Here is a 23,075-nt window from a genome sequence, read left to right on the forward strand (position 1 = left end):
CTGCGCCGGATCGCGGACGGCTGCGAGGACACCGAGCTGCAGGTCGTGCTTGCGCGCTGACGGTTCGAAGGTGTCCCCGTCGCGCTGTGGACGCGACGGGACGCTGTACTGGTCGGCCGACCTAACCGTCATCAGGGTGACGACCTCTTGTGCCGAGGGCCGACTCCTGTGCCTTCACCTCCTCCGGCTGCAACTGGCAGTCCCGCCAAAGGGCGAACCACTTCCGCCATTCCCGGAGCTGTGCACCGCGGTCGAACCACGTGCCGCCCTCCATCGCAGGCCCGCACTCCTCGACCTCGACCCCAGGTGCGAGATTGCATGCCGGTCGCTCTAGTGCAATCGCCAGGTGCTCGGCGTACATCGACTCGGGGAAGCCGCACGGCAGCCACTCGACCTCCGTCCGCGCGACCGCTGGCCACCAGCCGAACCAGTGCGGGTGCTCCCGGAACCTCCGTCGCGGATCCAGGCTCGTTCCGATGTACAGCAGCCAGCCGTTCTCGTCGAAGCACCGGTACAGGGCTGTTGGTCCAGCCGCGGCTCGGCGCCGACGCAACTCCAACTGCGCCTCCCAGCAGGGCCGGCACCGGCCACCCGGCCACAGGGACGGGTCGTGTTGGCCACACTCTCGACAGTCGCCGGGCCCCTGGGAACTGCGGACCTCCACCAGGTCAGAACGGCGCTGAGCCGTTGCCGCGAATGCGCAGACTCGCGGACCCGGCGACGAAGCCCACAGAGAAACCGTGTCCCTCCGTGCCGTCGGGCAGGCGCAATACGACCTGGTCGGCATCTTGGATCGTCCACGCGTCGCCTCCGTCGATGGCTAGATCAACGGTTCCGCCCCACTCGCGCAGGTAGCCGCTGACGCCTACCTGCAGGTCGGCATAGGCGCTCGCCTGAATGCCGCCCGCGATGATCTCGACGGGCCCTACATAGCTACTCATGCCCGCGAGCGTAGGTGGCAGGTCTGACATCGAGGGGTAGCCGAACCGGGCCTTCCCTGGTGAAACGACTTTCAGCTACGCTATCCGCGTTGTGTGCGGGCTTTGTCCCCGCGCAGGACCCACTTCAAGCCCCGTGCCACTCAGGCCCGGGGCTTTTTGCATGCCCGCGCGGACCCGCGCCCCGGCATCCAGGCGCCCGTGTCGCGCCACCACTCACCCAGTCAAGGCCCAGCCGATTCCCGGCTGGGCCTTTTGCATTGGAGGACCCATGCCCTCATGCCCGCGCTTCGCACATCACTGCGTCACGGTCACCTACTGGCACCACCAGACCGTCGCCGTCACCGTTGCCGCTGACGGTCAGGAAGCCGAGGTGTACCTCGCTCAGGGAGAGCTCGGTTCCGCGTTCGCCGTCGTGACCATTGGCGGCGTGTCCCGCAAAGAGTCGGCCAGCCGTGTTCGGGCATGGGCCTGCGGGCTGGGGGCGGCCGGTGAGCCGCTAGTGCGACTGCTGGAGTTGCTGACCACCAGGTAGCTGTGGGGTACGGATGGCGCCGTCGACGAGTTGCCTTGGGGGAACGGACGAGGCCCCCGGCCGGTGTGGTCGGGGGCTGGTCCGTCTTCTGCCTCAGGCGCGGGCCGTGGTGCGCAGGAGGTGGTGGATGTCGGCCTGGTTGGTGGTTGGGCGGTCGTTCCAGGTGTCGACGGGCACCGGGTGGCCGGCGCGGCCGAGGGTGTTGCCGATGAGGAGGCGGGCCTGCCAGGCGGTGGCCGCCGTGCCGTAGCCGGCGGCGAGGACGCGCAGGTGCGCGCCGAGGACGCACACCCGGCCCTCGGCGTCCCAGAGCCGGCCCTGGGTCCAGCCGTGGGCGGCGATGTAGCGGTCCATGAGCTGCAGGTGCTGGGCGGCGGTCACCGGGACGGTCGGGCGCCGGCGCAGGAGGCGGTCCGTCAGGCTCGGTGCGGGGGCTGGGCGGCCGTCCTGCCAGGAACCGGCCGCGGGCACGGTGCCGGGAGGGCCCGGCGTCGGGCTGGTGTCCGGGTCTGCGGCGACGGCCAGGGCCAGCGCGTACCAGGCGGTGCCGGGCCGCGGCCGGTCGGCGGCGGCCGGGACGGGCGCGGGCGGGGGCGCCGTTGTGGTGGCGAGGGTGCGCAGGTAGTGCTCGACCTCGGCGACCAGGAGCGGGCCGAGCAGCTGCTCGTCCAGGTCCAGCGCGGTGAGGGTGGTGGTGGGCATCTCGGCCTCCTCTCCTGGTCAGATGGTGTGCGAGAAGTGCGGGCCGTGCGAGAGGTCGCACGGCCCGCGTGGTGGTCAGGCCCGGTGCCGGGTGCAGCGGCTGATCCGGGCGGGGCCGTAGTCCGCCGAGACGATGACGCACAGGCAGGTGGCGCAGGTCGCGCCGGCGACGGGCAGGCGGGTGTCGGCGTGGGCGACGGTCATCGGCTGGTCGCAGCAGACCAGGCTGTCGAAACCGCCGCGGGTGAGGGCGGTACCGTCGGCGACGGCCGCGAGCTGGGTGGTCACGGGATCGTCCTCCAGGGGGTGTACGAGGCGTGCGTGATGTCGCACTCTTTGAGGTGCGCGGGGATCAGTCGGCGGGGCTGAGCTCGTGGGCCCAGACGACGGAGTAGCCGCCGCCGCGCACGACGATGCCGACCAGGCCCTGCTGGTCGCCGGTGCCGAGCATGGTGACGTCAGCGCAGGTGCCGGCCGGGTGCCTGTCGGGGGAGACGGGGTGGGTGATGACGACCTCGTCGCCGGGCTCGAAGATGGTCACGGCGATCTCCTAGTGGTCGCGGCCGGCGAAGAGCCGGTGGTAGTCGATGAGGCGGCCCTGCTCGTGCGTGGTCCGGGCGTACTGCTCGATCTGCGCGGTGAGCTCGTCGGTGCGGCCGGTGTCGCGGGCCTGGACGAAACCGACCCGGAAGATCCTGTTGAGGTCGGGGTCCGCCTTCCGCATCCGGGCGAGGGTCTCGTCCATCACGGCCGCCTGCCGGGCCTCGAAGGCGTCCTCGTCGATCTCCATTCCATGTCTCCTTTGTTCTGGTTTGTAGGGGCGGTCGACCCCAGGTCGTGGGGCGGTTTGCCCTGGTTTATGGGGTGGTTGAGGGGGTGGTCGGGGTGGTCGGACGACCGCCCTGCGGGGATGCCCGACCATCGGCCAAACCGGTGCAAACTGGGGCAATGGCCAGGACCGATGGCGCTCCGACCGCCCACCAAACCGGGGTAAACCGGTCACTGAGTGAGGGTGTCGGCGATCTGCTGGCGGAGGTAGCCGCGGGGGTTGGCCATGCCCTCCCACGGGCCGAGGCGCTCGGTCTGTCCGGCGCCGGCCTCGCGCAGGGCGTCGGTCAGCCTGCTCGCCCTCCAGTCGAGGTACTCCTCGGGGCGGGCCTCGGTCAGGGCCGTGAGCAGCGTCTCGGACCGCATCCGGTCGACGCCGGCGGTGTCCATCGCGGCGAGGACGTCGGCGAGGAGCCGGTCCCGGCCGGTGCGGGCGACGTCGGCCTGGGCGGCCTCGGCGGCCTGGGCCTGGTCCCTCTCCCTGACCTGCTTGGCGTAGCCGGTGAGGGTGCCGGCCAGGACGCGAAGGTCACGGCCGCGCTCGCAGATGGCACGGAAATCGTCCAGGTTGATCAGGTCGGCGCGGACGGTGTCGTGGCCTTCCTGGGCTCCCTCGTCCAAGACGACGACGCCCTTGTGGTGGTCGAGGAGGCGGTGGGGGGAGGCGCCGGCGGCGACCGCGTCGTCACCGAGGACCATGCGGGCGGAGTGCGCGCCCTTGACGCGGTAGGAGCCGCGCATGCTGGCGACCTCCCGCAGCTCGGTGGGCACCGAGTTGGAGTCGGGGCGCTGGGTGACGATGACCGCCATCCCGCCGACGTAACGGGCGACGCGCATGAAGCGGGCGAAGTTGCTGACCATGACGTCCTTGCCGTTGCGGCCGGCGGGCCTGCGCCCGCCCTCGGCCTCCAGCGCGGCCTCGGCCTCGTCGGCGGACAGCAGCTTCATGCCGGCGGCCGCGTCGAGGATCTCCTGCAGCTCGTCGACCAGGAGCAGGGTCAGCTCCAGGCCCTCGGTGCGGGCCAGGGCCGGGGTGACCTTCCCCTCGGGGCAGGCCTTGGGGTCGGACTCGAAGAGCTGCTCCAGGCGCACGCCGTGCTGGGACATCTCCGCGATGGTCTGCTCCATCACGGCGTGCATGTCGCGGATCACCGGGGCGGTGTTGCCGGAGACGTAGGAGTGCGCGACGAGCTTGAGCGCGGCCCAGTCCGCGCCGGACTTCCCGCACAGCAGGATGATCCGCACGTACGGGTCGAGGACCGCAGCGGAGGCGATCAGCCGGGCCAGATACGACTTGCCGTAGCCCATGAGCCCGCCGATCAGCAGCGAGTTCCACAAGAGGTTGAGGATCTTGCGTACGCCGCGGGCGTTGGTGCCCAGCGGGATCCCCTGCTGCCAGAAGTCCCAGCTGCCCGCGCCGATCAGCTCCGACGGGACCGGGGCGCCGGCGTAGGGGTTGGCGGTGTTCGCGCACCAGATGACGAAGCGGCCCTCGTGGCCGTCGTCGCTGACGTCCATGTACATCTGCAGCTGGGCCGACTTCACCCGCAGCGCGGACGCCAGCTCGGTGCCCTTGGCGATGGCCTCCTCCGCGGTGGCGGTGCCGGGCAGCTCCACCGTGGCGGTCCAGCCGGGCCCGTCCGGGCGGATCACCCCGACAAGGCGGGTGTCCTGGGCCTCGGCCCTGGTGACGATCCCGGCCTGCACCAGGGCGTGGATGAGGTCCATGGCGCCCTGGACCTGGGCGGCCTCCTGGGCGGCGTCGGCGACCTGGCGGGCGGCCGCGGCCCCGGGGCTGGTGACCTCCTGGACGGCCTGCTGGGCCGCGAGGACGGCTGCCGCGAAGGCCGGGCCCTGCGCGGGCTCCGGCGCCTGCGCCGGGACCTGCTCAAACGCCGACAGCCGCGGGCCGGTCTCCTCGTTCTCGACCCGCGCGCCGGCCCGCCACAGGGCGACGGCCGCGGCGGGCAGGGAGGCGAGCAGCCAGCGCGGGTCCTGCACGGGCAGGAGCACCCCGCCTCCGACGACCGCACCGACCAGGCCCGCGGCCCGGCCGGCCTTACGGCTCCAGCGAGCCCGGGACAGCTCCCCGTCGGTCGGCGGAGTCCCGCTTCCAGCCTTGGTCATCTCCTGGTGCTCGGCGAGCTGGGCCTGCAGCAGCTCGCGCTGCCCCTTGAGCTGGACGACCTCCGGCCCGTCCCGGTGCACGTCATTGTCCGCGCGACCGACCTCCGTACGCTTCGCGGTGACGATCCGGGAGGACACCCGGGCCAGCTCCTGGCGCAGCTGCGTTTCGCGGGCCTGGTTCTGGCGGCGGCGGTGATCGAGGACGGCGCTCGCCATGTCCTCGGTGGTGAGGTCCTCGGTCTTCAGCCAGGCCGCGGTGCGCTGGCCCGCGCGGCGCAGGTGGGCGGCGAGAGGGCCGTGGTCGGGCTCGGCCTGGCCGCCGGGGTCGGCGGGGGCGTGCGCGGTCTTGGTGAAGTCGACGGCCGGCGGCTGCTCGGGGCGCGGCGGGATCGGGGCGCCGGCGGCCGGGATGTCGGTGGTGGTCACGATGGGCTCCTCGGGGAGGGTGGGGTGGCCGTCAGGCGGCGAGCCGCAGGGCCTTCGCGGTCTCCGGGTACTCGCGCTGCAGGGCCTGGCCCGCCGCGGTGGCGAAGAACGCGGTGGTGGCGTCGGAGGCGACGGCCCATCCGGCGCGGGTGGCGGCCCTGGCCTCCATGCCCTTCTCGAAGGCGCGGGCGATCTCTTCCTGCCGGATCCGGTAGTCGGCGACGGTCGGCCGGGGGTCGGTGGTGAAGAGGCCGTGGGCCAGCCACACGCCCCAGGACGGGGTGCCGGCGTCGGTCAGCCACTGCCCGGTCTGCGGGCCCCAGGACGCGCGCCGCACGAAGGTGTACCGCTCGTGGATGGGGTGGCCGTCGTAGTAGGTGGAGGGCAGGGCGGTGTAGTAGGTGACACCGGCCCGCGCGGTCTCGGCGGCCCACAGGTCGTGCTCAAGGCGCACGGCGCGCAGGGCCCGGGTCTCGGCGGAGCCGATGTGGTCGATCGCAGCGCTGAGGGTGGCGAGGAATCCCATGATGTTCTCCAGGTGGTGGTCGGTCAGGCGCAAGGGGTTGAGGGGTGCGGCATTCTGCTGATGTCGCACCCCTCACGGGTGGGGGATGGCTACCGGGCGGTGCACTGCAGGGAGTGGGCGGCGGCCTCGTCGTCGAGGCGCTTGGCGGCCGGGGTGCCGCTCTCCTCGGAGGAGCGGGGGCCGGCGCCACACCCGGCGCACTTCCACGAGGTGAGCGTCGGGCCGCCGCTGCCGAGCGGGGTCTCACTGACCACGACGTGGGCGCCACCGCGGGTCGGGTAGTGACGGATCATCGGACTCTCCTTCGAACCGGAGCTGCCGGGCTGGCCGCTCTCCGTCCGTCCCGGCCTCGCAGGTGCGGGCCGGGGCGGCGCGGGGAGCGGCCAGATCAGCGGGACTGCGCGGCCTGGCCGCCGTTGCCGACGGTGTTGGAGATCGAGGTGCCGACGCTGTCGCCGGTCGTCTTCACGGTCTGCGAGACGGTCCCAAACAAGCCCCATCCGCCGAGGAGGATGGCGATGCCCATCGCAGAGAAGAACCAGAACTTGGTCTCCTTGCTGGTGTGCTTCCACCGGGCGATGAACACGGTCAGGAGCACCACCCCGATGAGCGCGCCGCCGGTCATGACGCTGCCGCCGGCGGACGCCTGGGTGGTGACGGCGGGGGTCACCAACTGCGGGCTCTCGGCGGCCCGGACGACCGCGGCGGTGTGCTCGGCGCTGTCGTAGGCGGTGTGGAGGAGAGTGGGCATCTGGGCGGTGGCGGTGGTGCCGGCCTGGCTGGTCCAGGTGACCGGGACGGTGGCCTGGGCGGCGGTGATGGCGTAGGCGTTCATGGCGGTGTCCTCCGGGGACGGGTCAGCGGGCGGGGGCGGGCGGGTTCTTGCGGATCGGGCACTGCGGTTCGGGGCACGGGATCGGCGGGCCGCCGGCGGGCGGCAGGACGGTGCCCCAGTCGCAGCAGGTGCGGCAGCGGAAGCGCGGGGGGACGGGCATGGCAGTCTCCGGAGGCGAGCGGTCAGGCGGCGGATTCGCGGGCGGTCAGGCTGGCCGCGACGCGGGCGGCCTGGGAGTAGCGCGGCGTGTCGCCCTTGCGGCGGCGCGGCGGGTTGCCGGGACCGACCCGGCCGCCCTTCACCGAGCCCGGCGCCGGGCGCTTCGGCGAGGTCTTCGCGGGGGCCTTCACGGACGTCTCGGCGGGCGCGGGGATTTGGTCGCCGACCTGCGGCGTTCCGCCGCTCCCTGCGGCCGTCCCGGGCGCGTCCACGGGGGTGCTGCGGTAGACCGACAGGTCGGGCAGCGGCAGGACCGTCAGTTCCTCGCCGGGCAGCGGGAACAGCACCTTCGGCCGCGGGTTCAGGGCCTCGTTCAACGCCTTCGCGTTCGCGGCGCGCTGCACCTCCATCGCGCCGGTGCGGCCCGGCGTCAGGTCGCCGTGGACGTCGGCCCAGGCGAGGGCCCACGCCTCGTCCGCGGTCAGGGATCCGTGGGGGGCGCCGGACAGGATCCGCTGCGCGGACTCCCAGATCGGAGCGTGGTGGCGGCGCCGCCGGCGGGCGTGCCGACGCTGGGCGCGGTCGTCGGCGCGTTCCTCGCGGGTGCGGCGCGAGGCGCCGTGCCGGCCGACGCAGCGCAGCTCCCAGAAGGCGACCCCGGCGAGGGAAGCGGCGCCCATCACCATGGCGAACCAGTCCGTCAGGCCGCCGTTGTGGGCGACGTTGATTCCGGCGGCGACGGCCGCGCACCCCCACATCGCGACCCGGTACGGCAGGACGGGCCGGCCGTCGCGCAGGGCCCTGGTGCCGCCGACGGTGGCGGACCAGGCGCCCAGCTCCAGCATGAGCGCGAGGGAGACGGCGCTGAGCCCGTCGGTCTTGCCGATGAGGGCGTCGACCTGGGAGGCGATCGCGGGGGTGACGGACAGCAGGATCATCGCGACGGTGAACGCGGTGTCGCCCTCGGAGGCGAACCACTTCCGGGCGGCCTGGAGTCGGTCGGTGCGGCGCGCGGTCCGGTCGGCGCGGTCGCGGCGCTTGCGGGCCTCGGCGGAGGCGCGGTCCTTGCGGGCCTCCTCGGCGGCGAGCTTGCGGTCGGCCCGGTCCTCGGCGCGCTCGGCGGCGCGGTCCGCGCGGCGGTCGGCCCGCCAGTCGGTCATGCCGGTCACTGGGATCCGTCCTTCCGGGGCGCCGGCACCGTGGCCGGCCTGTGGGCGGTGGACTTGCGGGTCTTCGCCGCGGCGGCGTTCGCCGGGGGCCGGGCGATGGTGAACAGGGCGCCGGCGGCGAGGAGGACCAGGCGGGCGAGGACGTCGGCGGGGCCGAAGAGGGCGAACGCGACGAGGATGAGCGGCCAGCCGTGGTTCAGGCGGGCGGTGGCGTGCGCGAGGGCGCGCTCGGCGGCGGCGTTCACGCGGCGACGCCCAGCTGCCGCGAGGCCTCGCGGCCGCGGATGATGACCCGGCGCTGGGCGGCGGTGGCGGCGCCGACGACGCCGTACTGCTCGTGGGCCGGGTGGCGCAGGGCCTCCCGGAGGCAGGCGTCGCGCCGGGCGAGGGGGCAGCGGCCGCAGACGGCGAGGGCGAGCCTCTCGGCGGCGGTGGGCCGGCGGAAGTCGGTGCCGTCGGTCTTCGGGAAGAAGAGGTCGGGGTCGAGACCGGTGCAGGGGAGGGGCTCACCCCGCTTCACGGATCCGGGCGTGGTGGAGGGCATGCGAGATCACCTCGTGACTGTGGTTGGGGTGTGGGGCCCGCCGCGTGGGCCGGGCACGGCGGAGTCCGCCGTCCGGCGCGCTCGGCCGGGGCGACTCCCGAGAAAAAGTAGAGCACTACACAGTATGTAGCGCAAGCACTACAGATAATTTGTCTAGCACTACACTCGAAGCGCCAGCACTGAACCAGGGAGCCGCCGTGACCGACCGCGTCAGATACAGCGACATCGCCGCCCACCTCCGCCGGCAGATCCAGGACGGCAAGTTCGCCCCCGGCGACCAACTGCCGTCCATGCGGCAGGTCGCCGAGGAGTTCGGCACCACCATCACGACCGTCAACCGGGCCTTCCGCCAGCTCAAAGAGGAAGGACTCACCTCCTCCCAGCCCGGCGTCGGAACCGTCGTCGCCGACCTGCGGCCCGTCGCCGCGACCGGCGCCGCACGGCTCGACCGCCTCGCCCGCACCGGCAAGGAGTACGCGCCGGCCGAGACCAGCACCGGCCACGCCGCCATGTACCGCAGCTGCGCGGACCCCGAGATCGCCGAACTCCTCGGCATCGAACTCGGCGACGAGATCCTCATCCGCCGCAGGGTCTTCCGGAAGAACGGCGTGCCCACCGTCGTGGCCCTGTCGCTCCTCCACCCCCGCGCCGCCCGGGAGGTCCCCGAACTCCGGCAGCAGGGCCAGCTCAAGCCCTTCTGGCAGGAGACCTACAAGGAGCGCACCGGCAAGGAGATCAGCCGCTCACCCGAGCAGCGGGGCGCCCGCCTGGCCTCCGGCGACGAACTGGAGGCGCTGGAGGTCCGGGTGCCCCGCACCGCGGCCGTGCCGGTCCTGGTCCTGCGGACCGTGTTCCACGACGAGGACGGACCGATCGAGGTCTGGGAAGATGTGTACGCGCCCGGCCTGTGGCAGGTCTCCGGCGAGTAGCCGTTCCCCGCACTGAGCTGTGCCCCGCACCCCAAGGGTCCGGGGCACAGCCGTGTTCGGGGTCAGGCCCGGTGCGCGCCCGCCAGCAACTCGTCCAGCGGCCGGACGTCCTCACCGCGGCGCCACAGCTCGCCCCGCGCGCCGTCCACGTAGTAGACGGACCAGCCCTCCAGGTGGAGGACCGCCAGCTCCTTCGCCCGGTCCACGCGCGACCCCAGGCCCGCACTGTCCGGCGCCGGGTCCGTCACCCCGCCGGCCAGCATCTGGTGAAGGAACCAGCGCTCACGGCCGACCCGCCCCTTGTCGTCCGGCCGGCCCGGGTGCTTGCGCAGCTCGTACGACCGGCCCTCCCACTCGATACGGTGCAGGCCGTTCGGCAGACGCTTCCACGATCCCAACGTGAATCTCCTTCCGGGTCGCCCCTGCCGCACGGCGCGGCCGGGGCCGTTCCATGCGCCGGGTCAGACCCCGGCGGAGGGCAGGGCGCCGGCCAGCTCGCGCAGCCTGCGGGCGTACCCCGACAGGCCGTCCGCCAGCCCCGCCAGCCCGGCCGCGTCGAGCTCGAACCACTCGCCGCCCAGGTCGACCGACCCCACCGGCGCCCGGCGGGCCGCGTCCGACGCGAACGGGTACTGCGTCACCGACGCGGTCAGCACCCTGCGCGGCCCGTAGCGGGTCGCCACCTCCAGGTGCATCTCCGGGCCCTCGTGCAGCAGGTCCTCCAGCGCCAGACCCCCGCCGTGCGCACCCGCGCACCAGCCGGGCTCCGGCACGTCCACGACCAGGCCGCCGGCCAGGACCACACCCACCGTGCCGCTCACGCCGGCACCGCCGACCTGGCCGCGCGGGCCAGCAGGGCGCGGATCAGCTCGACCGCGCACCGGTCCCGGCGCCGCACCGCCACGCGAAGGTTCAGCAGCAGGAACAGGACCGACGGCTTGCGCGGCTCGCTGACCCGGGCGAGCGCGGCGTCCTCGGTCGGCCGCGCCACCTTCGACGGCCGGCTCACCGCCCGGCCTCCGGCCCGTCGACCGCGACGTGCGCGGACACCAGGAACTCGACCCCGCCGAAGACGGTCTCCAGGTACCGCGCCTGCCACCACGCACCGCGGTGCTCGTACGGGTTGCCGGCGATCTGGTCCCCGCCGAGCGCGTCGGCCAGCTCCTCGTACGCGGCGGCGGCCTTCTCATCGCGCCCGTGGATGAGGACCGCGACCCGGCCCTTGCCGGGCTCCATCAGCCACTGGGTGGGCAGGACGGCGAGCTGCGGGCGGGTGGCGAGGAGCATGTGGAGGGCGGCGACGGCGGGCAGCACGCCCATCTCCGGGGCCGCGGACTTCTCGATCGGGTTCTCGCTCATCGGGCACCCGCCATCTGCGCGACACCCGCGCCCAGGCCGAGGCCGTGAAGCTCGCCCGCCCCGGTGTTCCACGCCGCCCGGACCAGCGCGACCGCCCGGCCGGCGGCGGCGAACGCCTCCAGCGCGGCCTCCCGCACCTGCCCGGCCGACTCCAGCCGGGCCCCGGCCCGCGCCACCGCCTCCGGGCTCAGCGAGTTCCCCAACGCGGTCTTCGCCAGCGACGCCCGCCGGTACGCGGCCCGGTACGTCTCCGCGGCCCGCGCCAGCACGTCCTTCGCCGACTCCAGGTCCTCGAACAGGCCCGCGAGGTGCGGGGTGTCCGCGGCACCCGAGGCCGCCTCGGTGACGTTGCTGGCCCCGAAGTCCATCGCGGTCTCCCGCGAGCTGGCCCGCCTGAAGTGGTCGGCGATGACCCGGCCGGCCATCATCTGCAGCAGCGCGCGGGGATGCTCGACGACCAGGCCGTCGGACATCTTGCGCCACAGGAGCAGGAACGTCTCGGACGTGAGGTCGTCGGCAAGGTCCCGGTCCGGGGTGAACAGGTGCCGAAGGATGTAGCGGGTGATGTAGCCGGTGTGCTCGCGGTAGATGGCGTCGAACGCCCGGGCGGTGTCGGTGGCGTTCACGCGGCCACCGCCACGGGCGCCAGGACGGCCGGGGCCTGCACGCGGGTGACCTTCAGCGACGGCGCCGAGGCCTTCATCGGCACCGGGCCGAGCCCGTGCTCCTTGAAGATCCGGCGGATGGCCTCCAGGTCCGCGGTCTGCCGGGCGGAGGAGACGCGGTCGACCCTCCACGCCCCGTACACGCCGGCGGGGAGGCGGTCGAGGATCTTGCGGGCGCCGCGCTTTCCGCGGTCGGCGCGGCGGGCCTGGTCGGCGGCGTCGTGGTAGGCGCGGGACGCGGCGGCGATGTCGTCGGCCGCGGGCATCTCGTCCGGCCCGTACAGGCCGTCGGGGTCCGGGGCGGTCACGGGCCCGGGGGCCGGCGCCGGGGCGGGGGTGGTGAAGAGGCTCGCCGGGGTGACGACCGAGCGGATAGCACGGACCGCGGTGCGGGCGAGGGCCAGGCTGGACTTGCCGGGCATGAGAAGCTGGAACAACTTGGGCTCCCTGTTCGACTCAGGTGAGTTCGGGAGGCCCTGCCGTGGTGCGCTAACACCCGGTGGGGCCGCTTGCATTGATGCAGGCGGCCCCGGTCGGCTGTTTACCAGCCGCGTTCCCACCAGCCCGGGATCTGCGGACGTTCCGCTCCGAGCGTGGTGTCGTTCCCGTGGCCCGGATAGATCCAGGACTCGTCGGGGAGCGGGAAGACCTTCTCTTCCAGCCCGCCCATGAGGGACCTGAACTCCTCCGGCGTTGTTGTCCTTCCGGGACCGCCGGGGAAGAGGCAGTCCCCGGTGAACACGTGCGGGTGGCCCTGGGGGTCGTCGTAGACGAGCACGATCGCCCCGGGGGTGTGCCCGACCAGGTGCCGGACGGTCAGCGTGCAGCGGCCCACCGCGAGGGTGTCGCCGTCGTCCAGCGGCAGGTCGGTCGGCACCTCGATCGCCTCGGCGTCGATCCGCCCGGCCGCCGTGCGGGCGCCGGTGGCGGCGACCACCTCGGCCAGCGCCCCCCAGTGGTCGTGGTGCCGGTGGGTGGTGACCACGGTGGCCAGGTTCGGGCCCACCGTCTCCAGCAGCACCGGGCCGTCCGCCGCGGCGTCGATCAGCAGCTGCTCGTCGGTGTCCCGGCACCGCAGCAGGTAGGCGTTGTTGTCGTAGGGGCCGACCGCCACCTTGGTGATGATCAGATGGGCCAGCTCGCGCACGTCCGGCGGTCCGCCGACCTTGACCGCTCCGTGGTACGTCATCCGTCCGCTCCTCGTCGTGCTACAGGGTCAGGGTCATCCTCGCGCCTGGCGGGGCGATCAGCCCAGCGGGGGGAGGGCGGGGAGGGCGGTGCGGGCGTCCGGGAGCTGGACGCCGTCCCGGTGGACCAGGAGGCCGTCCCCGGCGGCGCGGCCGGAGAGCCAGGCGAGCAGGGCCCGGACCGGTCCCTCGACGGCGAGGGCGGGTCCGTCGCCGCCGATGACGGCGTGGTCGCCGGTGTCCTCGGCGGTCAGGGCGACGCCGGGCAGGGCGGCGCCGGCCAGCCGGGCGGAGAGCCGGCGGAACTCGGCGACGGCGAACTCCTCCGGCCAGTGCGCGGGGGTGTAGCCGGCGTCCAGGTCGACGTGGTGGTACTCGATCTCCATCACGCGCTTCCACGGGACGTCGAAGGCCGGGAAGAGGTAGCCGCTGCGGTGCCGGACCTCGCCGGCCCAGGCCTGCGGGGGCAGCAGGGCGGCGGAGGCGGCGAAGCGTCCGGCGGTGGCGCGCAGGTCGGCGAGCTGCACGTCCGCCGGGCGGGGCGCGCCCTCCTCGATGCCCCGGTCGCGGGCCTCCTCGCTCGCGTACTGGGGGATGTCGGTGCCGGTGCGGGCGCCGTCCAGCAGGTTGACCAGGGAGTCGGCGTTGCGGGCGAGGTGGCTGAGCACGTGGCCGCGGGTCCAGCCGGGCAGCCCGGAGGGTTCGGCGACGGCCCCGGGCCCGAGCCCGGCGACGGTGTGCAGCAGGTGCCGGGTGCCCTCCCCGACCAGGTCCAGGTAGTGCGCGGCGGTGGCGGCGGGGGCGGCGGACTGCGGGTCGGTCATCGGATCGGCCTTCGGTGGGGGACTGCGCGTTGCCCGCGCGGGGCTCCGCTCGTTGAACAGCCGACGCTACCGCTGCCGCGCACTGCCGAGCAGGGGCTTTTCGGCCCGCTCGTCAAGGCTCCACACGTCGCCCTCACTCGTTCGGGTGGACCCGGCCGGACGTGGTCGAGAATCGAACGCGTGAGCTAGTAGGCTGGCTGCCGCATCCTGGAAGAAGCACACCTTTCGTTCCCCAGCCATCTCGCCCCGGAGAAAGGCGCCAGAAGCAGTGGCCGACCGCCTCATCGTCCGCGGTGCTCGCGAGCACAACCTCAAGAACGTCTCGCTCGACCTGCCCCGCGACTCCCTCATCGTCTTCACGGGCCTCTCCGGCTCCGGCAAGTCCTCGCTCGCCTTCGACACGATCTTCGCCGAGGGCCAGCGCCGCTACGTCGAGTCGCTGTCGTCCTACGCCCGCCAGTTCCTGGGCCAGATGGACAAGCCCGACGTGGACTTCATCGAGGGCCTCTCCCCGGCCGTCTCGATCGACCAGAAGTCCACCAACCGCAACCCCCGCTCGACCGTCGGCACCATCACCGAGGTCTACGACTACCTCCGTCTGCTGTTCGCCCGGATCGGCAAGCCGCACTGCCCGCACTGCGGGCGCCCGATCGCCAAGCAGTCCCCGCAGGCCGTCGTCGACAAGGTGCTCGAACTCGCCGAGGGCACCCGGTTCCAGGTCCTCAGCCCGGTGGTGCGCGAGCGCAAGGGCGAGTTCGTCGACCTCTTCGCCGACCTCCAGGCCAAGGGCTACGCCCGCGCCCGGGTGGACGGCGAGACGGTCCAGCTCGCCGAGCCGCCCAAGCTCAAGAAGCAGGAGAAGCACACCGTCGAGGTGGTCATCGACCGCCTCACGGTCAAGGCGAGCGCCAAGCGCCGCCTGACCGACTCGGTGGAGACCGCCCTGCGGCTGGGCGGCGGCATGGTCGTGCTCGACTTCGTCGACCTCCCGGAGGACGACCCCGAGCGCGAGCGGATGTACTCCGAGCACCTCTACTGCCCGTACGACGACGTGTCGTTCGAGGAGCTGGAGCCGCGCTCGTTCTCCTTCAACTCGCCGTTCGGCGCCTGCCCGGACTGCTCCGGCCTCGGCAACCGGATGGAGGTGGACCCGGAGCTGGTGGTGCCCGACGAGGAGCGCTCGCTGGACGAGGGCGCCATCCACCCGTGGTCCGGCGGCCACACCAAGGAGTACTTCCAGCGGCTGATCGACGCGCTGGCCGGCGAGCTGGGCTTCCGCACCGACCTCCCCTGGGCGGGGCTGCCGGCCCGCGCCAAGAAGGCGCTGCTCTACGGCCACAAGCACCAGGTCGAGGTCCGCTACCGCAACCGCTACGGGCGCGACCGCTCCTACACCACCGGTTTCGAGGGCGCGGTGCCCTTCATCCAGCGCCGTCACCAGGAGGCCGAGAGCGACTCCAGCCGCGAGCGCTTCGAGGGCTACATGCGCGAGGTGCCCTGCCCGACCTGCCGCGGCACCCGGCTCAAGCCGGTCGTGCTGGCGGTCACCGTCGAGGACCGCTCGATCGCCGACGTCTCCTCGATGTCGATCAGCGACTGCTCGGACTTCCTCGGCGCGATGAAGCTCAACGCCCGGGACAAGCAGATCGCCGAGCGCGTCCTCAAGGAGGTCAACGAGCGACTGCGGTTCCTGGTCGACGTCGGCCTGGACTACCTCTCGCTGGACCGCGCGGCCGGCACGCTCTCCGGCGGCGAGGCCCAGCGCATCCGGCTCGCCACCCAGATCGGCTCCGGCCTGGTCGGCGTGCTCTACGTGCTGGACGAGCCGTCCATCGGCCTGCACCAGCGCGACAACCACCGGCTGATCGAGACCCTCGTCCGGCTGCGCGACATCGGCAACACGCTGATCGTCGTCGAGCACGACGAGGACACCATCAAGATGGCCGACTGGGTGGTCGACATCGGCCCCGGCGCCGGTGAGCACGGCGGCAGGGTCGTGCACTCCGGCTCGCTGAAGGAACTGCTCGCCAACGAGGAGTCGCTGACCGGTCAGTACCTGTCCGGCAAGCGCGCCATCCCGGTCCCGGAGACCCGCCGGACCTGGGACCGGAAGCGCCGGCTCACCGTGCACGGCGCCCGCGAGCACAACCTCAAGGACGTCACGGTCGGCTTCCCGCTGGGCACCTTCACCGCGATCACCGGCGTCTCCGGCTCGGGCAAGTCCACCCTGGTCAACGACATCCTCTACACCCACCTCGCGCGGGAGCTGAACGGCGCCCGCACCGTGCCCGGCCGGCACACCCGGATCACCGGCACCGAGCTGGTGGACAAGGTGGTGCACGTCGACCAGTCGCCGATCGGCCGCACCCCGCGCTCCAACCCGGCCACCTACACCGGCGTGTTCGACCACGTCCGGCGGCTCTTCGCGGAGACCCAGGAGGCCAAGGTCCGCGGCTACCTGCCCGGCCGGTTCTCGTTCAACGTCAAGGGCGGCCGCTGCGAGAACTGCTCCGGCGACGGCACCATCAAGATCGAGATGAACTTCCTGCCCGACGTCTACGTGCCGTGCGAGGTCTGCCACGGCGCCCGGTACAACCGGGAGACGCTGGAGGTCCACTACAAGGGCAGGTCCATCGCCGAGGTGCTGGACATGCCGATCGAGGAGGCCCTCGGCTTCTTCGAGGCCGTCCCGGCGATCGCCCGGCACCTGCGGACGCTCAACGACGTCGGCCTCGGCTACGTCCGGCTGGGCCAGTCCGCGCCGACCCTGTCCGGCGGCGAGGCGCAGCGCGTCAAGCTCGCCTCCGAGCTGCAGAAGCGCTCCACCGGCCGCACCGTCTACGTGCTGGACGAGCCCACCACCGGTCTGCACTTCGAGGACATCAGCAAGCTGATCAAGGTGCTCTCCGGCCTCGTGGACAAGGGCAACACGGTGATCGTCATCGAGCACAACCTCGATGTCATCAAGACCGCCGACTGGATCGTCGACATGGGCCCCGAGGGCGGCTCCGGCGGCGGCACCGTGGTCGCCGAGGGCACCCCCGAGGAGATCGCCGCCGTCGCCCAGAGCCACACCGGCAAGTTCCTGCGCGACATCCTGCCGGACGCCCCCGGCGACGCGGCCCCGGCCAGGGCCAAGGCGCCGGCCAAGTCGGCGGCGAAGACCGCGAAGACCGCGGCCAAGACGGCGGCCAAGACCGCCGCGAAGGCCCCGCGCAAGCGCACCACGGCGGCGCGCCCGTAGCGCCCGGCCCGGCTCGCCCGCACCCGCCCGCCCCCCGTCGTCCCGGGGGGCGGGCGGGTCGGCGGAGCATAGACTTCCGGGCGGCCCGCAGCCGCGCCGCCGCCGTCGAACCAGGAGCCCACGCCATGTCCGAGGCCCCCGAGAGCCCCGCTCCCACCCGCCGCACCCTGCTCTGCGGAGCCGCGGCCGTCCTCGCCGCCGGCGGCACCCTCGCCGTGTCCGGCTGCTCCTCCTCGTCGGACTCCGGCTCCGCGGCCGGGACCCCGGTCGACGTCGGCCCCGCCTCCGCCGTCCCGGTCGGCGGCGGCACCGTCTACCGCGAGAAGAAGATCGTCGTCACCCAGCCCACCGAGGGCCAGTACCGGGCGTTCAGCGCCAAGTGCACCCACGCCGGCTGCATCGTCGACCAGGTCAGGAACCAGAAGATCCAATGCCCCTGTCACGGCAGCCTGTTCGGCATCACCGACGGCGCCGTGCTGGACGGCCCGGCCCCCACCCCGCTGCCCGAGTACACCGTGGCGGTCGAGGGCGGCAACCTCAAGGTGACCCCGCGCTGAAGCAGTTGACGAGGGAGCCGGGCTCCCGATGATCTCCCGCACGCACCCCCGCCCCGAGTCGGTACGGTGGACCCATGGCTGACCCGTCCACCTACCGCCCGGCGCCGGGCGCGATCCCGACCTCGCCCGGCGTCTACAAGTTCCGCGACGCCCACGGGCGGGTCATCTACGTCGGCAAGGCCAAGAGCCTGCGGCCCCGGCTGTCCTCCTACTTCCAGGACCTCGCCGGGCTGCACCCGCGCACCGCGACCATGGTCACCACCGCCGCCTCGGTGGAGTGGACCGTGGTCTCCACCGAGGTCGAGGCGCTCCAGCTGGAGTACTCCTGGATCAAGGAGTTCGACCCCCGCTTCAACGTCAAGTACCGGGACGACAAGAGCTATCCGGAACTCGCGGTCACCCTCGACGAGGAGTACCCCCGGGTCCAGGTGATGCGCGGCGCGCACAAGAAGGGCGTCCGCTACTTCGGCCCCTACGGCCACGCCTGGGCGATCCGCGAGACCGTCGACCTGCTGCTGCGCGTCTTCCCGGTCCGCACCTGCTCCAACGGCGTCTTCAGGCGCGCCCGCCAGATCGGCCGTCCCTGCCTGCTCGGCTACATCGGCAAGTGTGCCGCGCCCTGCGTCGGCCGGGTCTCCCCCGAGGAGCACCGCGCCCTCGCCGAGGACTTCTGCGACTTCATGGCCGGCCGCACCGGCAACTACCTGCGCCGGCTGGAGACCGCGATGCAGGAGGCCGCCGCCGACATGGAGTACGAGAAGGCCGCCCGGCTGCGCGACGACATCGGTGCCCTCAAGCGGGCGATGGAGAAGAACGCCATCGTCCTCGCCGACGCCACCGACGCCGACCTGCTGGCCGTCGCCGAGGACGAACTGGAGGCCGCCGTCCAGATCTTCCACGTCCGCGGCGGCCGGGTGCGCGGCCAGCGCGGCTGGGTCACCGACAAGGTCGAGGACGTCGACACCGCGGGCCTGGTCGAGCACGCCCTCCAGCAGCTCTACGGCGCCGCGGCCGGCGACGACCGCGACGAGTCCGTGCCGCGCGAGGTGCTCGTGCCCGCGCTGCCCGATCCGGCCGAGCCGGTCCGCGAGTGGCTGAGCGGCCTGCGCGGTGCCCAGGTCGACCTGCGCATCCCGCAGCGCGGCGACAAGAAGGACCTCATGGCCACCGTGCAGCGCAACGCCCAGCAGGCGCTCGCGCTGCACAAGACCAAGCGCGCCTCCGACCTCACCACCCGCAGCCGCGCCCTCCAGGAGATCGCCGACGCGCTGGAGCTGGACAGCGTCCCGCTGCGCATCGAGTGCTTCGACATCTCCCACCTCCAGGGCGAGGACGTGGTGGCCTCGATGGTCGTCTTCGAGGACGGCCTGGCGCGCAAGAGCGAGTACCGCCGCTTCCAGATCAAGGGCTTCGAGGGCCAGGACGACGTCCGCTCGATGCACGAGGTGATCGGCCGCCGCTTCCGCCGCTACCTCCGGGAGCGCGAGCAGACCGGCGAGTGGGCCGTCCCCGAGACCGGCCCGGACGACGGGGCCGCGGGGGAGGAGGGCCCGCGCACCGAGGAAGGCCGTCCCAAGCGCTTCGCCTACCCGCCGCAGCTGCTCGTCGTCGACGGCGGACAGCCCCAGGTCGCCGCCGCCCGGCGGGCCCTGGACGAACTCGGCATCGACGACGTCGCCCTGTGCGGCCTCGCCAAGCGACTGGAGGAGGTCTGGCTGCCCGGCGAGGACGACCCGGTCGTCCTCCCGCGCACCAGCGAGGGCCTCTACCTGCTGCAGCGGGTCCGCGACGAGGCCCACCGCTTCGCCATCACCTACCAGCGCGGCAAGCGTTCCAAGCGACTCACCGCCGGAGAACTGGACTCCGTCCCCGGCCTCGGCGAGACTCGCCGTCAGGCGCTGCTCAAGCACTTCGGCTCGCTGAAGAAGCTCCGGGCGGCCACCGTCGACGAACTCTGCACGGTCCCCGGCATCGGCCGGCGGACGGCGGAGACCGTTGCGGCGGCGTTGTCGTCCCGTACACCTGCCGCACCAGCCGTGAACACCGCCACGGGCGAGATCATCGAGGACGGCGCCGCCGAGCCGGCGCCCGCGGCGCCCGAGACCGCACCCATCCAGGAGACGCCATGACGGCCGACGCCGCCCGTCAGCCGGCGCGCCCCGGCCCCACTCGTCCGAGTGGGCCGGGGAAGCGTGCCCGTGCGCCGCGCGTTCTCCACAGCAGAACCACCGAGAGCGGGGAACCGAAGTGACCGTGTCCGATTACGGGGGGACCGTCCGGCCCGAGGCCGGCGGGGAGAACACCCCGGAGCTGGTGATCATCTCCGGCATGTCCGGAGCGGGCCGCTCCACCGCCGCCAAGTGTCTGGAGGACCTGGGCTGGTTCGTCGTCGACAACCTGCCGCCGGCCCTCATCCCGACCATGGTCGACCTCGGGGCCCGCTCCCAGGGCAACGTCGCCCGGATCGGCGCCGTCGTGGACGTCCGCGGCCGGCAGTTCTTCGACGACCTGCTGACCTCGCTGGACGAGCTGGAGAAGCGCGGCGTGCGGCTGCGCGTCGTCTTCCTCGACTCCTCCGACGACGCGCTGGTGCGCCGCTTCGAGAGCGTGCGCCGCCCGCACCCGCTCCAGGCCGACGGCCGGATCGTCGACGGCATCGCCCAGGAGCGAGACCTGCTGCGCGAGCTGCGCGGCGAGGCCGACCTGGTGATCGACACCTCCAACCTCAACGTCCACCAGCTGCGGGCCAAGCTCGACGCCCAGTTCGCCGACCACGACGAGCCCGAGCTGCGCGCCACCGTGATGTCCTTCGGCTTCAAGTACGGCCTGCCGGTCGACGCCGACCTCGTGGTGGACTGCCGCTTCCTGCCCAACCCGCACTGGGTGCCCGAGCTGCGGGCCCGCACCGGCACCGACGCGGACGTCGCCGACTACGTCTTCCAGCAGCCCGGGGCCAACGAGTTCCTCAACGGTTACGCGGAGTTGCTGCGGATCATCACCGAGGGGTACCGCCGGGAGGGGAAGCGTTACATGACCCTTGCCGTAGGCTGCACCGGTGGCAAGCACCGCAGCGTCGCGATGTCCGAGCGCCTGACGAAGCGTCTCATCGCCGACGGCGTGGAAACGGTGCTCGTCCACCGTGACATGGGACGGGAGTAGCCGCCGCACCCTGCCGGCCCGCCGGCGGAGGCCGGCGGCGGGCAAGAGGAACGCGAGGTAGGTGTGACGGGATACGTGCCCGGGCGGCAGTTCCAGGACAAGACCGCCGACCGGAGTGGGGCCCCGGCCCGGTCCACCGCGACCGGCCGGCCCCGCACCGGGGCGGCCCGCACCGGCCCGGCCCGTCCCCACCCGGCACCGAGGCCCCACCAGGCCTCCCGAGCCAGCCAGGCGCCCCGGATCACCGCCCTGGGCGGCGGCCAGGGCCTGTCCGCCTCGCTCTCCGCGCTGCGCCGGCTCACCAGCGACCTCACCGCCGTGGTCACCGTGGCCGACGACGGCGGCTCCAGCGGCCGGCTCCGCGAGGAGCTCGGGGTGCTGCCGCCCGGCGACCTCCGCAAGGCGCTCGCCGCGCTCTGCGGCGACGACGACTGGGGCCGCACCTGGTCCGAGGTGATCCAGCAGCGCTTCACCGGCAGCGGCGAGCTGGGCGGCCACGCGGTCGGCAACCTGCTGATCGTCGCACTCTGGGAGAAGCTCGGCGACCCGGTCGCCGCCCTGGACTGGGTCGGCCGGCTGCTCAACGTGCAGGGCCGGGTGCTGCCGATGTCGGCGGTCCCGCTGGACATCGAGGCGATGGTCCGCGGCCACGACCCGGCCTTCCCGGCCGAGGTGGCCGCGGTCCGGGGCCAGGCCAGCGTGGCGGTCACCCCCGGCACCGTGCAGTCCGTCCGGCTCCTGCCGGACGAGCCGCCCGCCGTGCCGGAGGCGGTCACCGCCGTCCGGGAGGCGGACTGGGTGGTGCTCGGCCCCGGTTCCTGGTTCACCAGCGTCCTTCCGCACCTGCTGGTCCCCGAGCTGGTCAAGGCCCTGGTGGAGACCCGCGCCCGGCGTCTGCTCACCCTGAACCTGGCCCCGCAGCCCGGCGAGACCGAGGGCTTCACCCCGCAACGTCACCTGGACGTCATCGCCGACCACGCTCCCGGGCTCGCCGTTGATGCGATCCTGGTGGACGAGCGCGCCGTCACCGGCGGCGCCTTCGGCCAGGCGGACCTGGACGGCCTGGAGAAGGCCGCCGAGCGGATGGGGGCAGCCCTGGTGCTCGGCCGGGTCGCCCGCACCGACGGCACGCCGCGACACGACCCGGAGCTCTTGGCGGCGGCGTACGACCGGATTTTCCGGACACATGGAAGGATCGGGCCATGGCGATGACTCCAGCGGTGAAGGACGAAATCAGCCGGCTCCCGGTCACCCGGGCCTGCTGCCGCAAGGCGGAGGTGTCGGCGATCCTGCGTTTCGCGGGCGGCCTGCACATCGTGAGCGGCCGGATCGTGATCGAGGCGGAGCTCGACACCGGAGCCGCCGCCCGGCGTCTGCGCAAGGACCTGCTGGAGATCTTCGGACACTCCTCGGACCTGGTCGTGATGGCCCCCGGCGGCCTGCGGCGCGGCAGCCGGTACGTGGTCCGGGTGGTCAAGGACGGCGAGCTGCTCGCGCGCCAGACCGGCCTCGTGGACGGCCGCGGCCGCCCGATCCGGGGCCTGCCCCCGGCGGTGGTCTCCGGGGCCACCTGTGACGCCGAGGCGGCCTGGCGCGGGGCCTTCCTGGCGCACGGCTCGCTCACCGAGCCCGGCCGCTCGTCCTCGCTGGAGATCACCTGCCCCGGCTCGGAGGCGGCCCTCGCCCTGGTCGGCGCCGCCCGCCGGCTGGGCATCCCGGCCAAGGCCCGCGAGGTGCGCGGGGTGGACCGGGTGGTGATCCGGGACGGCGACGCGATCGGCGCGCTGCTGACCAGGCTCGGCGCGCACGAGTCGGTGCTGGCCTGGGAGGAGCGCCGGATGCGGCGCGAGGTCCGGGCCACCGCGAACCGGCTGGCCAACTTCGACGACGCCAACCTGCGCCGCTCGGCCCGGGCCGCGGTGGCGGCCGGCGCCCGGGTCCAGCGCGCGCTGGAGATCCTCGGCGAGGAGGTGCCCGAGCACCTGGCGGCCGCCGGCCAGCTGCGGATGCAGCACAAGCAGGCCTCGCTGGAGGAGCTGGGTGCGCTCGCCGACCCGCCGCTGACCAAGGACGCGGTGGCCGGGCGGATCCGCCGGCTGCTGGCGATGGCCGACAAGCGCGCCTCGGAGCTGGGCCTGCCGAGCACCGAGGCCAACCTCACCGACGAGATGGCGCTCAGCTGACGCCGGGCCGCCCGCGCCCCGGCCGCGCCGTCCGGTCCGTCCGCTTCCTCCCGTTCCTCCGGTCCTTCCGGCGACGGGGGCTTGACGGCCGCGCCCGGTGCTGATCTCTCCGCCGGTGCCCGCTTCCGCGGGCCCCCCCCCGGGGGGGTGTAAAAAAAACACCTCCCCCCCGACCAAAA

General features: G+C 73.3%; 28 protein-coding genes. 7 read left to right on the top strand and 21 right to left on the bottom strand.

From position 1 onward, the window contains the following. Positions 1-668 precede the first annotated feature (668 nt). From ACFCX4_RS09005 to ACFCX4_RS09065, 13 genes are all read right to left on the bottom strand, one after another. Positions 669-941: a hypothetical protein gene (locus tag ACFCX4_RS09005; protein ID WP_376139959.1), complete on the bottom strand. Its 273-nt coding sequence runs from the start codon at positions 939-941 to the stop codon at positions 669-671. A 625-nt stretch (positions 942-1,566) separates the two neighbouring features. Then, the gene (locus ACFCX4_RS09010; protein WP_376139960.1) at positions 1,567-2,175 is read right to left on the bottom strand and encodes a hypothetical protein; all 609 of its coding nucleotides are present in this window, start codon (positions 2,173-2,175) and stop codon (positions 1,567-1,569) included. A 75-nt stretch (positions 2,176-2,250) separates the two neighbouring features. Next, positions 2,251-2,463 carry a hypothetical protein gene (locus tag ACFCX4_RS09015; protein WP_376139961.1) on the bottom strand — a complete coding sequence of 71 codons (213 nt, stop codon included), beginning with the start codon at positions 2,461-2,463 and terminating at the stop codon, positions 2,251-2,253. A gap of 64 nt (positions 2,464-2,527) precedes the next feature. After that, entirely contained in the window at positions 2,528-2,716 is a 189-nt protein-coding gene (locus tag ACFCX4_RS09020; protein WP_376139962.1) for a hypothetical protein, read from the bottom strand. A 9-nt stretch (positions 2,717-2,725) separates the two neighbouring features. Further along, on the bottom strand, positions 2,726-2,965 hold the full coding sequence (locus ACFCX4_RS09025; protein WP_376139963.1) for a hypothetical protein: 240 nt from the start codon (positions 2,963-2,965) through the stop codon (positions 2,726-2,728). A 209-nt stretch (positions 2,966-3,174) separates the two neighbouring features. Then, a complete protein-coding gene (locus ACFCX4_RS09030) occupies positions 3,175-5,556 on the bottom strand; it encodes a hypothetical protein (RefSeq protein ID WP_376139964.1) in 2,382 nt (793 codons plus the stop codon). Positions 5,557-5,587: 31 nt separating this feature from the next. Then, on the bottom strand, positions 5,588-6,115 hold the full coding sequence (locus ACFCX4_RS09035) for a hypothetical protein (RefSeq protein WP_376139965.1): 528 nt from the start codon (positions 6,113-6,115) through the stop codon (positions 5,588-5,590). 56 nt (positions 6,116-6,171) lie between these two features. Next, complete coding sequence (locus ACFCX4_RS09040; RefSeq protein ID WP_376139966.1) at positions 6,172-6,375, bottom strand: hypothetical protein; 204 nt, start codon at positions 6,373-6,375, stop codon at positions 6,172-6,174. 95 nt (positions 6,376-6,470) lie between these two features. After that, entirely contained in the window at positions 6,471-6,917 is a 447-nt protein-coding gene (locus ACFCX4_RS09045; RefSeq protein WP_376139967.1) for a hypothetical protein, read from the bottom strand. A 22-nt stretch (positions 6,918-6,939) separates the two neighbouring features. Then, a complete protein-coding gene (locus ACFCX4_RS09050; protein WP_376139968.1) occupies positions 6,940-7,077 on the bottom strand; it encodes a hypothetical protein in 138 nt (45 codons plus the stop codon). Between the two features lie 22 nt (positions 7,078-7,099). After that, positions 7,100-8,245, bottom strand: coding sequence for a hypothetical protein (locus ACFCX4_RS09055; RefSeq protein ID WP_376139969.1), 1,146 nt, complete (start codon positions 8,243-8,245; stop codon positions 7,100-7,102). Beyond that, a complete protein-coding gene (locus ACFCX4_RS09060; RefSeq protein WP_376139970.1) occupies positions 8,242-8,490 on the bottom strand; it encodes a hypothetical protein in 249 nt (82 codons plus the stop codon). Before ACFCX4_RS09060 ends, ACFCX4_RS09055 begins: the two co-directional genes overlap by 4 nt. Then, complete coding sequence (locus ACFCX4_RS09065; protein WP_376139971.1) at positions 8,487-8,789, bottom strand: WhiB family transcriptional regulator; 303 nt, start codon at positions 8,787-8,789, stop codon at positions 8,487-8,489. The genes ACFCX4_RS09060 and ACFCX4_RS09065 overlap by 4 nt, the downstream gene beginning before the upstream one ends. 197 nt (positions 8,790-8,986) lie before the next feature. Here ACFCX4_RS09065 and ACFCX4_RS09070 point away from each other — a divergent pair, with 197 nt between their 5' ends. Continuing rightward, entirely contained in the window at positions 8,987-9,718 is a 732-nt protein-coding gene (locus ACFCX4_RS09070; protein WP_376139972.1) for a GntR family transcriptional regulator, read from the top strand. Between the two features lie 62 nt (positions 9,719-9,780). Here ACFCX4_RS09070 and ACFCX4_RS09075 read toward each other — a convergent pair whose 3' ends face one another. The 8 genes from ACFCX4_RS09075 to ACFCX4_RS09110 all read right to left on the bottom strand — a co-directional run bounded on the left by ACFCX4_RS09075 (position 9,781) and on the right by ACFCX4_RS09110 (position 13,753). Further along, on the bottom strand, positions 9,781-10,116 hold the full coding sequence (locus ACFCX4_RS09075; RefSeq protein ID WP_376139973.1) for a hypothetical protein: 336 nt from the start codon (positions 10,114-10,116) through the stop codon (positions 9,781-9,783). Between the two features lie 63 nt (positions 10,117-10,179). After that, positions 10,180-10,539, bottom strand: coding sequence for a DUF6907 domain-containing protein (locus ACFCX4_RS09080; protein ID WP_376139974.1), 360 nt, complete (start codon positions 10,537-10,539; stop codon positions 10,180-10,182). Further along, a complete protein-coding gene (locus ACFCX4_RS09085; RefSeq protein ID WP_376139975.1) occupies positions 10,536-10,727 on the bottom strand; it encodes a hypothetical protein in 192 nt (63 codons plus the stop codon). The genes ACFCX4_RS09080 and ACFCX4_RS09085 overlap by 4 nt, the downstream gene beginning before the upstream one ends. Continuing rightward, entirely contained in the window at positions 10,724-11,077 is a 354-nt protein-coding gene (locus ACFCX4_RS09090) for a hypothetical protein (protein WP_376139976.1), read from the bottom strand. The genes ACFCX4_RS09085 and ACFCX4_RS09090 overlap by 4 nt, the downstream gene beginning before the upstream one ends. Beyond that, the gene (locus tag ACFCX4_RS09095; protein ID WP_376139977.1) at positions 11,074-11,703 is read right to left on the bottom strand and encodes an RNA polymerase sigma factor; all 630 of its coding nucleotides are present in this window, start codon (positions 11,701-11,703) and stop codon (positions 11,074-11,076) included. The genes ACFCX4_RS09090 and ACFCX4_RS09095 overlap by 4 nt, the downstream gene beginning before the upstream one ends. Next, a complete protein-coding gene (locus ACFCX4_RS09100) occupies positions 11,700-12,179 on the bottom strand; it encodes a hypothetical protein (RefSeq protein WP_376139978.1) in 480 nt (159 codons plus the stop codon). The genes ACFCX4_RS09095 and ACFCX4_RS09100 overlap by 4 nt, the downstream gene beginning before the upstream one ends. Positions 12,180-12,283: 104 nt before the next feature. Then, entirely contained in the window at positions 12,284-12,931 is a 648-nt protein-coding gene (locus ACFCX4_RS09105) for an MBL fold metallo-hydrolase (protein WP_376139979.1), read from the bottom strand. Between the two features lie 57 nt (positions 12,932-12,988). After that, a complete protein-coding gene (locus ACFCX4_RS09110) occupies positions 12,989-13,753 on the bottom strand; it encodes a maleylpyruvate isomerase family mycothiol-dependent enzyme (protein WP_376139980.1) in 765 nt (254 codons plus the stop codon). A 268-nt stretch (positions 13,754-14,021) separates the two neighbouring features. On the opposite strand from ACFCX4_RS09110, the gene uvrA reads away from it, so the two are divergent. From uvrA to whiA, 6 genes are all read left to right on the top strand, one after another. Next, the gene (gene uvrA / locus ACFCX4_RS09115) at positions 14,022-16,997 is read left to right on the top strand and encodes an excinuclease ABC subunit UvrA (protein WP_376139981.1); all 2,976 of its coding nucleotides are present in this window, start codon (positions 14,022-14,024) and stop codon (positions 16,995-16,997) included. Between the two features lie 125 nt (positions 16,998-17,122). Next, entirely contained in the window at positions 17,123-17,554 is a 432-nt protein-coding gene (locus ACFCX4_RS09120) for a Rieske (2Fe-2S) protein (RefSeq protein ID WP_376139982.1), read from the top strand. Between the two features lie 74 nt (positions 17,555-17,628). Next, positions 17,629-19,683, top strand: coding sequence for an excinuclease ABC subunit UvrC (gene uvrC / locus ACFCX4_RS09125; protein WP_376139983.1), 2,055 nt, complete (start codon positions 17,629-17,631; stop codon positions 19,681-19,683). Between the two features lie 118 nt (positions 19,684-19,801). Then, positions 19,802-20,713, top strand: a complete 912-nt coding sequence (gene rapZ / locus ACFCX4_RS09130; RefSeq protein WP_376139984.1) for an RNase adapter RapZ — start codon at positions 19,802-19,804, stop codon at positions 20,711-20,713. A gap of 63 nt (positions 20,714-20,776) precedes the next feature. Continuing rightward, positions 20,777-21,925: a uridine diphosphate-N-acetylglucosamine-binding protein YvcK gene (yvcK, locus tag ACFCX4_RS09135; protein ID WP_376139985.1), complete on the top strand. Its 1,149-nt coding sequence runs from the start codon at positions 20,777-20,779 to the stop codon at positions 21,923-21,925. After that, positions 21,916-22,896 (top strand): DNA-binding protein WhiA, encoded by a 981-nt coding sequence (gene whiA / locus ACFCX4_RS09140; protein WP_376139986.1) that lies wholly within the window; start codon positions 21,916-21,918, stop codon positions 22,894-22,896. The genes yvcK and whiA overlap by 10 nt, the downstream gene beginning before the upstream one ends. The last annotated feature ends 179 nt before the right edge of the window (positions 22,897-23,075 follow it).

It is taken from the genome of Kitasatospora sp. NPDC056327, from assembly GCF_042261735.1.
Lineage (GTDB): Bacteria > Actinomycetota > Actinomycetes > Streptomycetales > Streptomycetaceae > Kitasatospora.

Bases quoted from the DNA above. Each gene is read 5' to 3' on its own strand.
- ACFCX4_RS09005 (WP_376139959.1), bottom strand. From the start codon at position 941: ATGAGTAGCTATGTAGGGCCCGTCGAGATCATCGCGGGCGGCATTCAG.
- ACFCX4_RS09010 (WP_376139960.1), bottom strand. From the start codon at position 2,175: ATGCCCACCACCACCCTCACCGCGCTGGACCTGGACGAGCAGCTGCTC.
- ACFCX4_RS09025 (WP_376139963.1), bottom strand. From the start codon at position 2,965: ATGGAGATCGACGAGGACGCCTTCGAGGCCCGGCAGGCGGCCGTGATG.
- ACFCX4_RS09040 (WP_376139966.1), bottom strand. From the start codon at position 6,375: ATGATCCGTCACTACCCGACCCGCGGTGGCGCCCACGTCGTGGTCAGT.
- ACFCX4_RS09045 (WP_376139967.1), bottom strand. From the start codon at position 6,917: ATGAACGCCTACGCCATCACCGCCGCCCAGGCCACCGTCCCGGTCACC.
- ACFCX4_RS09050 (WP_376139968.1), bottom strand. From the start codon at position 7,077: ATGCCCGTCCCCCCGCGCTTCCGCTGCCGCACCTGCTGCGACTGGGGC.
- ACFCX4_RS09065 (WP_376139971.1), bottom strand. From the start codon at position 8,789: ATGCCCTCCACCACGCCCGGATCCGTGAAGCGGGGTGAGCCCCTCCCC.
- ACFCX4_RS09090 (WP_376139976.1), bottom strand. From the start codon at position 11,077: ATGAGCGAGAACCCGATCGAGAAGTCCGCGGCCCCGGAGATGGGCGTG.
- ACFCX4_RS09105 (WP_376139979.1), bottom strand. From the start codon at position 12,931: ATGACGTACCACGGAGCGGTCAAGGTCGGCGGACCGCCGGACGTGCGC.
- ACFCX4_RS09110 (WP_376139980.1), bottom strand. From the start codon at position 13,753: ATGACCGACCCGCAGTCCGCCGCCCCCGCCGCCACCGCCGCGCACTAC.
- ACFCX4_RS09120 (WP_376139982.1), top strand. From the start codon at position 17,123: ATGTCCGAGGCCCCCGAGAGCCCCGCTCCCACCCGCCGCACCCTGCTC.
- uvrC (WP_376139983.1), top strand. From the start codon at position 17,629: ATGGCTGACCCGTCCACCTACCGCCCGGCGCCGGGCGCGATCCCGACC.
- whiA (WP_376139986.1), top strand. From the start codon at position 21,916: ATGGCGATGACTCCAGCGGTGAAGGACGAAATCAGCCGGCTCCCGGTC.